The sequence below is a fragment of the Kribbella sp. NBC_01245 genome, from assembly GCF_036226525.1.
GTDB lineage: Bacteria > Actinomycetota > Actinomycetes > Propionibacteriales > Kribbellaceae > Kribbella.
Window position 1 is genome coordinate 6,509,250 of the sequence record NZ_CP108487.1, and the last position, 12,728, is coordinate 6,521,977.

General features: G+C 65.5%; 9 protein-coding genes. All 9 read right to left on the minus strand.

Annotation, left to right across the window (positions count from 1 at the left end):
- Positions 1–69 precede the first annotated feature (69 nt).
- The 9 genes from OG394_RS29710 to OG394_RS29750 all read right to left on the minus strand — a co-directional run bounded on the left by OG394_RS29710 (position 70) and on the right by OG394_RS29750 (position 12,676).
- The gene (locus OG394_RS29710; protein WP_328990450.1) at positions 70–2,127 is read right to left on the minus strand and encodes a hypothetical protein; all 2,058 of its coding nucleotides are present in this window, start codon (positions 2,125–2,127) and stop codon (positions 70–72) included.
- A 130-nt stretch (positions 2,128–2,257) separates the two neighbouring features.
- On the minus strand, positions 2,258–4,024 hold the full coding sequence (locus OG394_RS29715) for an AAA family ATPase (RefSeq protein WP_328990451.1): 1,767 nt from the start codon (positions 4,022–4,024) through the stop codon (positions 2,258–2,260).
- 117 nt (positions 4,025–4,141) lie between these two features.
- On the minus strand, positions 4,142–4,723 hold the full coding sequence (locus tag OG394_RS29720) for a hypothetical protein (protein WP_328990452.1): 582 nt from the start codon (positions 4,721–4,723) through the stop codon (positions 4,142–4,144).
- 181 nt (positions 4,724–4,904) lie between these two features.
- Positions 4,905–7,139 carry a relaxase MobL gene (gene mobL / locus OG394_RS29725; RefSeq protein ID WP_328990453.1) on the minus strand — a complete coding sequence of 745 codons (2,235 nt, stop codon included), beginning with the start codon at positions 7,137–7,139 and terminating at the stop codon, positions 4,905–4,907.
- A gap of 83 nt (positions 7,140–7,222) precedes the next feature.
- On the minus strand, positions 7,223–8,281 hold the full coding sequence (locus OG394_RS29730; RefSeq protein ID WP_328990454.1) for a hypothetical protein: 1,059 nt from the start codon (positions 8,279–8,281) through the stop codon (positions 7,223–7,225).
- Positions 8,282–8,300: 19 nt separating this feature from the next.
- Positions 8,301–8,801: a hypothetical protein gene (locus OG394_RS29735; protein ID WP_328990455.1), complete on the minus strand. Its 501-nt coding sequence runs from the start codon at positions 8,799–8,801 to the stop codon at positions 8,301–8,303.
- Between the two features lie 100 nt (positions 8,802–8,901).
- Positions 8,902–9,597 carry a hypothetical protein gene (locus OG394_RS29740; protein ID WP_328990456.1) on the minus strand — a complete coding sequence of 232 codons (696 nt, stop codon included), beginning with the start codon at positions 9,595–9,597 and terminating at the stop codon, positions 8,902–8,904.
- Positions 9,594–10,547, minus strand: coding sequence for a hypothetical protein (locus tag OG394_RS29745; RefSeq protein WP_328990457.1), 954 nt, complete (start codon positions 10,545–10,547; stop codon positions 9,594–9,596). Before OG394_RS29745 ends, OG394_RS29740 begins: the two co-directional genes overlap by 4 nt.
- Positions 10,548–10,621: 74 nt before the next feature.
- Positions 10,622–12,676 carry a phage tail tip lysozyme gene (locus OG394_RS29750; protein WP_328990458.1) on the minus strand — a complete coding sequence of 685 codons (2,055 nt, stop codon included), beginning with the start codon at positions 12,674–12,676 and terminating at the stop codon, positions 10,622–10,624.
- Between the last annotated feature and the right edge of the window lie 52 nt (positions 12,677–12,728).

The window sequence follows — 12,728 nt, forward strand, 5'->3', positions numbered from 1 at the left end:
CCGGCGCGGGGACGATCCCCTGTACGCCGCTGGCCTCTTTCTGCGATCGGCTGCTGCCCTGCGATGCGCTCAGAATCGGGTCGCGCCGATGACGAACCCGCCCGCCAGCATGAGTAGTGCGAGCACGGCCGCCATCGCGATCAGTGCTGTGTTGGATCGCGACTGCATCAGGTTCGATCGCTCCAGATCTTTGATGTAGGCCTGGCGGTCTGCCTGCAGCTCATTGACCCGTGCGTCGTAGTGCTTGCCGAACGACTCGCCCAGGTGGTCCATCTGAGTCAGCAGGTCGCTCACACGGTTCGATTGCGAGGTCGTCTTCTCCCGTTCCAGGTTGAGAGTGTGCTGCCACTCCTCGTCGCGGGCGCGATGCTGCTCGATCGCGGATTGGCGCGCGCGTTCGAACTCCCCCTCGGCCCGGCGTAACTGCTCCTCCTGCTCAGCACGCATTCGGGCGATCGCGTCGGCGTGCTCGCGCTCGAGCGAACCGACCCGGTCGAGCGTGGCCTGCTCAGTGGCCAGCGCCTGCGCGCGGCTGATGTCGTTCTTGCGGTTTTCGTCGATGACCGACTGGATCTCGTCCGTCAGGCGTACCAGCAGCGCGCGTTCGGCCGCCAGAGCCTCGGCTTGGCGTTCGGCCAGCACTTCGAAGACCCGGGTCATGCCGATCGCCATCTTGCGTTCGGCGTCCTTGCGGCGAAGACCGAGGATCTCCTGGCGGGTGTAGTCGTAGTCGTTCTCGACCTTCGCCTCGATCGCAGTCACGGCATCGAGCTGCTCGCGCCGGATCCGTGGACTGTTCCGCTCGCGGTACTGCGCCTCGGCCTGGGCGGCCGCCTGCTGACCGACCCGGGCGATAGCGGCCTCGAATACATCGGCGATCTCGGCCTGAGCCTGCCGGCCCTTCTCCTCCTTGGCAGCCAGCGCTTCGCGGTACTCGGCCCGCGCCCCGGCGGTCAGCCCCTGGTAGACACTTCCCTCGCGGTCGATGGAGACCTCGCGGATGACCTGCTCTGCGTGCAGGCTCATGAGCGTGACGAACTGCGTTTGCAGCGTCGTTTGACCGTCGGCGTGCAACTGCGACAGTTGCGCGTTAGCCTGCCGAACCAGTTGCGCGAGCTGATCGCCGAGCCATGAGGTGGCAGCCTGCGGTGCCTCGATCTGAACGGTCAGTGCGCCGACGCCGAATGACGTCGTGAACTCGTCCAGCGTCACCTGCAGGTCAAGGTCCTCGCTGAGGAACCGTCGAGCCAGGCTTCCGCGCACCTGAAGCTGGTTCGCTACCGGCGCGGCCGGCAGCTGTTCTGTGGGCTGGTCCAACCCTTCGCCGCCGGACTCCGGATCGCCCGGTCCGATGACCCCGCCGGCCAGCTCGTCGGGGGAACCGTGCTCGTCGAAGGACGGCGAGTCGAGACCCTCGTCGTCGGCGAAGGCGGCCGAGAAGTCCAGATCGTCGTCCGGGTCGGTGCCGAATACCGGTTCCTGGTCGAACAGTGGGTCGCCGTCGTCGACGGACCTCTCGTTCGGCTCCACCGCGAACTGAGCCTCCTCGGCATTGGTGTCGGCGGCCGCTTCGGTGTACCCGGCATCCATGGTCGCCTCGCCGCTGTGCCGCGCCCACATCTCGGCGCCGACCGCGTCCTTGAGATCGACCCGGCTCTGCGAGACTCCTTGCGCCTGAGCGAAGGTCGCTGGTGCCGCCAGGTCGACCTGGAGGCCCTGGCCGCCGCGCTGGTAGACCACCGCCCAGGTGTAGTCCGCAGTGGTGAGCAGCCCGTATTCGTCCATACGCTCGAGCGTCCCGATCGTCGGAATGATCCCGAAGATCTGCTGGTCGAGCATGTCGCTGGTTGCTAGCGTGCGGATCGAATCGTTCTCGATCAGCTCGATGATGGAGCCCCTGGCCTCGTCACGGCCGTGACGCCTGCTCAGGCCGCCGATGCTTTCTGCGGCAAGAACCAGGACCACCCATGCCGTCCCGCTGGGCAAACCGAAACGCTCGTTGCCGCGGAGCAACTCGACAGCAGCCGGGACGGCGGTCTCCCGGACCACCGACGACAGCAGCTCGTCCGGCTTCTTCTGCCGTTCCTTCCTCCGAACGGCATGCTTGGGTCCTGTCAGGATGCTCACACCAATGGGTCCCTTCGATCTATAGCCCGATTTGCCTCGTCTACCAGGAGGTCGATGCAACACCATCCGAAGATACCATTCAATGATCATTTAATAGATCATTCGGAAAGGATTGTGGATAGTGGAAGGACTACCTCATCGCGGAGACCACGATGTGGCCGTCTGAGATCAGCATCGTTTTGTGATCGCTGGCCAGTTCGCCCTTGACGTCGACGCGGAGCCGGCGCTCGGTGGGGTGCTCGTTGACGAAACGCGCGACTTCCGTGCTGACCTCGTCGGTGAGCTTCGCGACCGCTGTTCGAGCGCCGCCGGCGTCGGAGTCGGAGTCGCCCTTGTCGTCGACCAGGTACTGCAGGACTCGCTCGGACATGACGACCTGTGCGTTGTGCTTGACCCGGACCTCCTCAACCAGGCTCCACAGTTTGTTCTTCACGATCTTTCGTTGTGTCTCCAGCGAGAGCGGCTGGAACGGAACGATCGCGTCGATGCGGCCCAGGAGCTCGGGCGGAAAGCGATCGGCGCCAGCGGTGGTCGAGATCGACCGCCGGATCAGCTTGTCGTACTCGCTGAGCTTCTTGCCCGAGCCAGTGTCGTCCGGCTCGTACTGCGCGATGGTCGAGAAGATCTCGTTGCCCACGTTCGTGGTGAGCACGATATAGGTGTTGAGGAACGACACCTCGCGGTTGTTGTCGTCGGACAGCCGGCCGTCGTCGAGTACCTGGAGCAGGACGCGCGTGACCATCGGCGAGGCCTTTTCGATCTCGTCGAACAGCAGCACGGCGTGGGACAGGTCCCAGACCCGCTTGGTGAGCTCGGAGCGGAACAGCCCGAAAGAGTCGTCCGAGGCGAACTCGGTCATGTCGAACCGGATCAGGTGACGCTGATCGTCGCCGAACAGCAGCCTGGCCAGCTGTTTGGTCAGTTCGGTCTTGCCGACACCGGTGCTCCCGGCAAACAACATGGATGCCATGGGCCGTGATGGATCGTTGAGATCCGCAACGCACAGCTGCAGCCGACGTGCAACGACCGACGTGGCAAGGTCTTGGCTGTACACCTTCTCGTCGAGTTGCTGCTTGATCATGGTGCCGTCGACCCTGAATGCGACGTTGACGTTCAGCGACTCCATCAGTACGTCCGAGAGCAGGCGCTTGTCGATGGCACGGTTCGTGTGCCGATGCCAGCCCACCATTGAATCGAGAACCAGGATGGACTTGCGTGGCTGCGAGCTCGCCGGCATGTATCGCTGCGTGTACTCGTAGATCAGCCGGAAGAGATGGTCACCGTGGAACTGATCGGCTACTCCGTAGCGCTCGGCCATGCCTTCGAGAATCTTCACCGTTGTCGCCTCGTCCGGTGGAGCGAGATTGATGCGCTGCAGCCGCTCCACGAGTGGCTGGTTCGGCGCAATGTGGCGGTGGAACTCCTCGTATGTCGTGGCAGCGATCACCCGGATTCCTCGGGCGCCTGAAGCGGCGAGCACAGGCTTGATCGCCTCGACCGCCGCATCCGACAACTGCATGATCTGATGGAACTCGTCGATGAACAGGACCAGCTCACGGCTCTCGTCGCGGGCAAAGCGTTCGGCCTCGTCGAAGAAGCCTTTGAGTGTCGAGGCCATGCGGTCGGAGTCGCCGGCCTCGGAGATCATCCGCGCCGGGTCGACTTCGAGGTAGAGCCGCTGTGGGTCGATCTGACTGACGCCCTGGACGAGCACGGTCTTTCCGGATCCAGCAGGAGCCAGCAGCAGAGCGTTGCACAGTTCGGCGCGCCTCATTGACGCCAGCAACTGTGTCATCTCGTACTCGCGGCCCACGATCTCGCGCTCTGGCGGCTTCATAGGGCTGGACAGGCGGGCAAGCAGTGTGTAGCCCTCGTTCAGTCGGGAACCGTCGAACATGGCCTGCTTCCTTCGCTGCAGTCATGACACGGTCCTCGCACCACCTTGGTCGAGGCGTTGCGAGGACCGTATGAGCTCACCCCGGCTACCGGGGCCTGGTGGTTGATCTGATCCCGATCAGCCCACCGCGAGCTCCTCGGTTCTCGCCGGCGTCGCGGTGTCCTCGAACAGCGGTACGTCGCCGTGCTCCGCAGCGGCCTGCGCCTCGGCGACCGGCGTCCCAGCCTCCTGCTCGGCCGTGGTGCCTGCGGCCTTCTTGGCCGCCTTCATGGATGCGAACTGACCGTCCATCGTCTTGTCGTCGATCTTGAAGTCCGACCGGGTGAGCGACTTCGAGTTGAGAACGAGCCCGCCGCCCTTGGTCGACGGCATCACGTTCGCCTTGACTGCATAGACCCGGCCGATCTCCTGGCCGTCCTTGTTCATGATCGGCTCCGAGTTGGGGCCGGCCGCGTCGACGATCTCGACGAACTGTCCCTTCGAATACGGCGCGCCGTTGTTAAACCGGCTCTTGCCGTCCTCGTCCTTCACTGGCGCGGAGACCAGGTGCAGGTTCGTCTGCTCCGGCCCGCGCGGGTCGCGATGGTCCACCATGACGTCGATGAAACGCGTCTTCCCGTCCTTCGTCGCGCTGTTGTTGTACGTCTTGGCCAGCAGGTTGACGCCGGTCATCGCGCCCTTGCCCTTGAGCAGTGCCATGATCTCTTCTCCCTGTTTCTGCCCGGCTCGACCACGAGTCGGTCTGGATCGGCAACATCCGCTGCGGGTACGAGACCCGGCCCGCGAATCGTCCACAGATTACTATCTAGATAATCATTAATGCAAGTAGAGAAGAGTATCTAATGATTATCTAATGGATGATGTCGCTGGCCGGACCTGCCTAGGTGTCGCGGTTCGCCTCGGATTCGTGGGGATCGGGGGAGTCGGGACCTGAACGGGCGCCGGCCTCGAGGACGACCCGATCGATCTGGTGTTGGAGACGAATGACGAGGGCGGCGTCGAGTGCCGAGGTCGTCCGGCGGTGGGTGAGGTCCTGCTGGGTGCGCAGCTGTGCGAACCGGCTCGGGAGGGTGCTCTTGCCGGCAGAGTCCGTAGACCGTGCCAGTTGTGCGGCGAGCTCGGTCATGGCCGCGACGTCGTCGACCGGGAGGTCCGTGATCGCTCGTGCCTGCCCGGAGTCGTCCAGGTAGGCCATAGCCGCGATCAGGAGCCGCCGCCGCTGTGCGGCCGCGGTGGTGAATCCTGTCCGGGCCTGGGCGCCGATCGTGATGTCGGAGAAGAAGTCGTAGCCGAGGTGGTGCAGGTCGAGCGACCTGACTTCGTCGAAGTCGTAGTCCGCGCCTCGGGTGATCTCTACCCCGGTGGGCCCGTCGGCGGCGTTCATGGTGACCAAGACCAGCCCTGATCCGTACAGCGAGGCCCGCAGCCCGTCCAGACGCTCGTCGTACGACCGCTGCATCGTCAAGATCCGGTGGTCGAGGATGGTCCGGCCCGCGGTGCCCTCGGTGAGCAGACGGCCTCCGGGCTGTCCGTAGATTTCGCGGCCCAGTCGCTCTGCCTCTTGAGCGTCCTTCATCCGCTGTAGCGAGGCATCTCTGCGCAGGCTCATCAGTGACAGGAGGCGTTGACCGTAGTCCGAGACTTGCCTGTGCTGCTCGTACCACGCGCTGGTGTCGCCGACGAACGGCAGGAAGTGCCGATACTTGGCGGTGAGCTTGCGGTGATAGTCCTGCTCGAAGCGGTAGAAGTCGTACAGCGGGCGTGATTCCTCGGCCGCGACACCGACCGCCTGGGCCTTCTCCCATTGCCGGGCCAGATCCCGATAGGCCAAGGCGCGCTCTCGGTGGTGTTCCAGCCGGGAGTTGTAGCTGCGCAGCCGGAAGGCGAACGAGACGAGGTCAGGCTCCTCGGGACCGCTGTCAGGGGCCCGGTCGTGAGCCAGTGCGGTCAGCTGCTCGTAGTCCAGGCCCATGATGTCGAGCATGGGCGTGCGGATGCGCAGCTGATCGGCAGGAAGCGAGCGCACCAGTTGGTAGACGCCGTTGACCGCCTGCTCGAGGATCTGCGCGCGTCCGCGGCTGACCAGTTGTTGCCACTCATGGGTTGTGAGCGATTCGCTCGCGCGGCGCTGGTTGGCGTAGTCGACGATCCTTTCCATGGCTTGCGGCAGTGGGGAGCCGGGGCGCTCGAGCTGTTCGGTGACGAGCTCGGTGGCCAACCGGTTCGCCTTTCGCATGCGGCGGTCGTTGCTGCCGGCACGCCAGAGCCGGTGGTCTTCTGGGAGGCACGCGATGAGGAACTGGGGGAGTGCGTCATCGCGCATCCGTTCGTGTGCCCAGCGCTTGATAAAGGTAGTGACGTTGCGCCGCTCGTAGCCGACGGCGCTGGACAGGTGCGCCATCGTCTGTTTCTCGTCGAGCCAGGCGTCAACGCCGCGGCGGAGCCTGGATTTGTGCCGGTCCAGAAGCTTGCCCCGCTGAGTTCCGGACGGTGTGACCGTGCCGGTTCCGGCGTCGACCATGGCCAGATGGCAGTGCACGTGCTCGGTGTCGACCTGGATGACCCCGACGTAGCGCAGATCGTCGAAGCCGCTGTTGCCTGAACTCATCCGTTCCAGTCCGTGCATGATCGCCAGACGCAGCTTCATCTGGTCGATGTGGCCGCGGTAGTCCCCTCGTGCCTGGCAGTGGAAGTCCTGATCGACGATGCCGTGCTTTTTCAGGTAGGCCTCATCGAACGACAGGACCGTCTTGAGTACCGTGCGGCCGGCCTCGAAGTGGTGCTGGATGTCTCTGCTGGCCGCGCGTAATTGTTCGTCGGACAAGGACACCGAGCTGTAGCCGAAGGCGACGCCGCCGGCGCCCTGCGCCTGGCGCATGTCGTTCTTGGCGGCTTCGCGTGATATGGCGTGGTCGACGGCTGATGCCCGGGCCATGTAGCGGACGATGAAGTCGTCGGTGCGCAGTCGCTGTACCGGTGCCAGCGACTCGGTCGCCTGCTCCCGCGCCATGTAGCGCTCGACGTAGCTGCCCGGCGTCGCACCCCGCGACCCCGAGCCGTCCGGATTCTTGATCGAGAACTCGTTGACGATCACTACGTCCTGCTTCAGGCCCATGCCCGTCCCCCTGGTGATCTTGGCGGCCGCCATCCCGGCAACAAGGTCCTCGCCATCCGCCGCGCCGTTGTGCCGGCCCGATGTCAGACCTGGTGGTCCGGAACGGACCCTGCTTCGCCGGCATCAAGGTCAGCAGCGCGCAGCGTCACTTGGCGCCTCAGCTCGTCGAGGCGAGTCATGTCGGCGGGCGGTTCGGTATGGACTGGCTCGATAGGCAGTTTCTCGGCTGTCTCGCCGTCCAGGTCGACAGATGCAACCGGCTCGGGTCCCTCGTCGATGGCCGCCTTGGCGCTGGTCTCCTCGAGAGAGCCGGCGACCCTGGAGCGGTAGACGTTCTCGGGGGTGCCTGCTTCTTCCTCGCGCTCCAGGCGAAGCTGCGCCTGCTCGGCGTCCAGGGAGGCAGCGACCGCCTGCATCCGTGTCGCCAGTGGGCTCTTGGCGTCGTTTTCTGCTCCGGGTCGCGCCATGGTCGTGGGGGTGTGTGCTTGCCCGAAGTCGGCGTCGTCGAACAGCGACGTGAATGCGTCGGAGCGAGCGCTCACGCCAGTCTGGCTGACCACGTCCTGGTCGTGCCGCGAGCCGGCCGTCGTGCTGTGATCGGCGAAGTACTCCGTGATGTCGTAGCCGGAGGACTCCAGATCGACGTCGAGGCTGCCGAGGCCGTGGACGCGGACGAAAACCACGGGCACGTCCGGGGCGCTCTCGGGCGTTGTGACGAGCGTTGTGTCTCCGGCCGGAGCGAGCACGAGGGCATCGATGGTGGCAGGCAGCTCCCAGTCGATCCCGGTGACTTGCTCGGGGAGGGTGAATGCCGGGGAGAAGTAGCCCTTCTGGGCCAGTTGTACGAGTTGCTGGTCGTCGAACTCGTAGAACACGTCGACCGGTTCGCTGCCGCCGATCGGGAACGTCACCTCGTCGACGCCGTACGGCAACTGCTGATGAGGACGCACCGAGCGCAGTTCGCCGTGCAGGTGGAGGTATGGCCGGTAGTTTCTCTCCGGGCCGTGGTGCTTCAGCTCCATGGATTCGACGAACACGGCAACATCCGCGTCGATCTTCTCCGTCCGTGTGGTCTCGACGCCGCGCTCGCGCAGTACGCGGTGCGCCCACACGTCGTTCATGGCAAGTCCTGCGATTCTCATGTCAGAAGCTCCTGTCGGCTCATCTCCGGTTCCTGGCCGGCTTCTTGCGGGTGGCCCGTCCGTCGCGGTGAGCGGTCTCGGTGTCGGCGACCTTCTCGGGTCCGCTGCGCCGGGTGTGCTTGAGGCTGGCGATCCGGCCGCTTCCGGCCCGCCACAGCCAGCGCATGAAAGCGATCTCTGCGACGGCGAGCGCGACGACGACGAACAGGAACGGCGCGAGCCAGACTGCGATCGTCGCGCTGGCAGTGGGACTGCCGAGCGACGTGCCGGACCGTTGATGCAGGTACGCCCCGATCATCGGAATGACACTCACAGCCGTGACCATGACGAGCATGTAGTCGGCCAGGGCGGTGGCGAGCCGGATCACAGCCGTCCACACCAGTAACGGTGTGCCCGCCTTGACCCGGGCAGTCACCGCGGCGAATGCCGCTCTCGTTGGGCTCTTCGGGCGTTCGGTCTTGCCCTCTTCTCGCTGCTCCGGCTGGGCAACCGCCTGCGCGGGCCTGGAGATCGTCGTCATCTGTCTGATGTCCTTCGTCTGAGGTGGTGGTTGCCGGCTCGAGAGTCGACGGCGGCCGGCGCCAAGGGCAGCGATTTGTCTGCGGTCAAGCTGAATAGGGTCATCGCGAGAAGCGGGTCGAGCCCCATGGAGCAATCCCGACCAAGTTCGAGACCGTCCCATCGGCGCTGACGGTGGCGTAGAGAAGGACCCGCCGAATAGCGGTCGGCTGCCGCGTCACCCGCCCCTCTCCGTTCTGCGCCGCGCTGCTGACACCGACCTCGATGTCTGCGATGACTGCGTAGCGGTACCGGGTGGCTGCCACTTCGACCACGTCGACGTCGAGGTTGCGGCTGACCGCTGAGGTCATGGCGATCGCGTCGATGTAGTAGCGCCGCTTCCGGCTGGCGTCCTCGTTGAATCTGGACGGTGGCAGGAAGGTCTGCAGGAAGGCGTCCTTCTCGGACAGACCGAAGCGGTCCTTCAGCGATTCGCGGGCGAGCTCGTAGGTCTCGCCGGAATCCCAGGTGAAGGCCATGGACAGCAGTTGGGCGAGGGTCGCGGTGTCTTTCCTGACCCGGGCCGCGCTGATGCCGATCCCTGCCAAGACGGTCTTCTCTGAGACCTCGGCTTCCTGCCGGGCCTCTTGTGAACTCGACGCCTCCAGAGACCTGACCTGCGACTCCTGAGCAGCGAGATGCCGCGACTGGTCCACCGCCTCGGCAGTAGCCAGGATGATCCCGGTGGCCACTACGGTTGCGAACGCCAGGATCCAACGGTTCCTCGCCCAGAACCCACTCTTGTCCGGCACCGTCATGGCTTCCGCACCGGCCCTTCTCCCAGCTCCGGCGCTCTGCCGGCCTTTGCTGCGTCCGTCTCGGGCTGGTGCTGCCGGCCCGCGGCCGTGACGACCAGCCCGAGTCCGCTGAACGTCCGCCTCGAGCCGTCGTAGATAGCGCTGGCCCAGGCGAGCACCGTGGTCTTGCTGTCCCTGCACACCCAGACCACCCGCGCCCTGGTCGGCGCGTCGAGCGTCGACATCACCGACTCCACCCTCCAGCCGTACGACTTCGGATCCACCGCCTTCAGCCCGTCGTAGCGGACATACCAGGCAAAGCGCGGGTCCATCTCGTCCCTGCCGAAGTAGGGCGTCGTCGTAAAGGAATAGGCCAGCCGTTCGTCGGCGACGAAGGACTTCGGATCCCAGAACGGGGCCAGCACCCGGCGATGCTCGACGGTCTTCAGGACGGCTTCGTTCGGTGCACCGTTGCCAGCACCGGGAGCGTTGTTCACCGCATGGAAGAGCCCGGTGTAATCCTGCTGCTTGTCCGCCACTGCTTTTGCAGCCGCCGCGGCCCGTGCGTTGAGCACCGCGAGCGCCTTGCTGTCGACCCGTGCCGCCGTCGGGGTGGGGGCGCCGTCCGGAGCCACCGCGGAGGAAGTTTGAAGCGCGCTGATCCGGAGTGTGTTTGCCGTGCTCTGCTGGTCGTAGGTGCGGTTTCCGACCGCGCTGAGTACGGCCGTAGCGGCCAGTACGAGCCCCAGCACGATCGCGAGGCGTTGTCTCGGGCTGTGCCTGGGGCTGCTGGGTGTGTGGGCGTCGGAAAGTCTGCCCGGGCGAGTGCGCCGTGCGGCCGCCCAGTTGTTGAAGCGGACCTCGAGATCGGGCCCCGTGACCTTGCTGTGCTCGCGGCGTGGCCGTTCGGTGAGGTTCTTGTCGTCAGCGTCCGTTGCCTCCGGTGTTGGGCCGGTTGTCTCGTCGGTCATCTGTTCGTCTTCCGGGTCGTTCGAGGGGTGGCTGAGTGGTCTGGTCCTGGGGGCAGGGAGCGGGTCGGTGGGGGTCATGACTTTTTGACCTGATCGGCAGGCAGCATCAGGTCCGAGACGTCAACGAACATCCAGCCCTCGGCTGCCATTGCCGCGGCGCTGTCGATGCGCACCCGGCCCATGTAGGCGCAGTAGCCCGCCTCGCCGAGGATGACCTTGTCTCCATCGACACCAAGCACCACGAGCGTGTGACCCCATCCCGTGGAGCCAGGGCCGGATCCGACCGAGTACGGGACCGGCGTCGCCTGCATCTTCTTGCCAGTCTGTTCCGCGATCGAGTAGGCCGTCCGGATACCGTCGCCCGGGGGATAGGCCTGGAACGTCGTGTACTTGTTCACGAAATAGATGCTGAAGCTCGTGCAGTTCATGGCGTGGTTGCTGCGGCAGGACCCCGGTCCACCCTCTTCGCCGTACCGGCCGTCGAGGAACTTGTCGCCCTCCTGATTGAAGAGGTCTACAAGCGCCTGGGCCTCTTCCTGGGTCATGCCGCCGCTCTTCGGCGAGACGACGCCGTCGTTGCCTGGGGCGTTGCAGTGCCCGCCTTCGAGGAGCAGATTGACGATGGTGCTGCCCTCGTTGAGGAAGTCGCCCACCGTCGTGCGGACCAGTCCTTTGTCGACCGTCCAGCCGCTCATCTTGGCGAACCACATCTCGGCCTTCTGGCCGCGGGCCGCGATCCCGGCGGGTCCGTCGGCCGACCGTTCCCAGTTCTCGTGGAAGTACGTTGCGGCCTGAGCCGGAGTGCCCTGTGGGGTTGTGAGCATGCCCTTGAAGACTCGAACGTCGCTGGGGTTGTCCCCGCCGTTCAGATCGGCCATGAATCGCAGTTGCAGTCCGAGGTTCCACCAGTCCGAACCCTTCGCGCCGGCGTAGTTGCGCAAGAGCGCGTTGCGGCCGAAGGTCCACTGGCCAAGGCCGATGCCGTTGTCGGTGTTCTGCGCGGCGCTCTTCTTCTTGTCGGTCATGACGTAGGTGCCGGTGGGGAAGTTCTGCACACTCGTCGGGTCGATCCCGGACTCCTGGGTCCAGTTGCCGAGGATGCCGGCGATATTGACCTCCGGCATGCCCCAGGTCTTCAGGACCGAGTACACGGCTTGGGCGTTCTTGTCGGCGTTCGCACCAACCGGGTCGTTACTCCCGACCGGGACCACGCTGTCGCCGCGTGCGCTGCAGTCCGTGGCGATCGGATCGTCGTGCACGGCGAAGGTTGTGCTGACGACGCTGAGAAGGCCACCAATGAGCGCGAGCACGCCGAGGCCGGACACTGCTGCAAGTCCTGCCGCAGCGACCGTTGTCGAGATCACCGCACTGCCGCCGGAGATCGCCGCGACGACCTTTGCCACCGCGGCCCCGGCCGCCATGAACGGCTTCGTGGCGGCATTCCACAGCGCGCTACCTGCACCGACGATCCACTGCAGCATCATCTGCAGGAACGACAACGCCTGCGCGAGCATCGCGAAGAAGAACGACTTCAGCCAGTTCAGGAAGAGGATGAGTAACGCGAGCAAACCAGCCGGCGGCGTAGCGGACGCCGCGGTGGCCAAGGCCACCTTCTTGTTCCGGCCACCGCTGTCTGGATGTCCCGGTCCGTTTCCGGCAGTGGTCTCGGATTCGTCGCCTGAGGCTTGGTCGCGCCGATAGCTCGTGCCGCCCGTGCCGAGTTTCGGGTGAAGATCTTGGTTGTCGGCATCGACAGTGGGGCCTGCGTGGTTACGGCCGTCCGGCTCCCGGGTGGGAGCGTGCTGGTTCCCCTCCGAGGTCTGCCGCAGGGCGGCAAGCCCGGTCTCCTTCGCGGCGCCGACACCTGCGCCAGCTGCGCCGCCCCGCATCGCGCCCTCGGCTGCACCGCGGGCGCCGGCGGCCAACAGCCGCTTCTTGCCGTCGGACAGCCGGTCTCCGACGGCCTGGTCGACCGCGGCCTCGGCTGCGGCTCCGGCCATGGCACCCTTGAAGTCCCCGTGGGCCGGAGTTTTCCCGCCCGTCGGGCCACCGGTGGCACCTGCCGTCGGCTGCTCACTCGTGCCCGCGTTCGTGGTCGCGTCGTGGGTCTGTGGGGTGTCGTCCTCCATGTTTCCCTCTTTCTTGTGGCGGCAGGGAGCCCTGTCGGCCGCGCGAGCTTCT

Excerpts from the sequence above, each read along its gene's own strand:
- OG394_RS29740 (WP_328990456.1), bottom strand. The coding sequence starts at position 9,597 with ATGACGGTGCCGGACAAGAGTGGGTTCTGGGCGAGGAACCGTTGGATC.
- OG394_RS29735 (WP_328990455.1), bottom strand. The coding sequence starts at position 8,801 with ATGACGACGATCTCCAGGCCCGCGCAGGCGGTTGCCCAGCCGGAGCAG.
- OG394_RS29715 (WP_328990451.1), bottom strand. The coding sequence starts at position 4,024 with ATGTTCGACGGTTCCCGACTGAACGAGGGCTACACACTGCTTGCCCGC.
- OG394_RS29720 (WP_328990452.1), bottom strand. The coding sequence starts at position 4,723 with ATGGCACTGCTCAAGGGCAAGGGCGCGATGACCGGCGTCAACCTGCTG.
- OG394_RS29745 (WP_328990457.1), bottom strand. The coding sequence starts at position 10,547 with ATGACCGACGAGACAACCGGCCCAACACCGGAGGCAACGGACGCTGAC.
- OG394_RS29750 (WP_328990458.1), bottom strand. The coding sequence starts at position 12,676 with ATGGAGGACGACACCCCACAGACCCACGACGCGACCACGAACGCGGGC.
- mobL (WP_328990453.1), bottom strand. The coding sequence starts at position 7,139 with ATGGGCCTGAAGCAGGACGTAGTGATCGTCAACGAGTTCTCGATCAAG.
- OG394_RS29730 (WP_328990454.1), bottom strand. The coding sequence starts at position 8,281 with ATGAGAATCGCAGGACTTGCCATGAACGACGTGTGGGCGCACCGCGTA.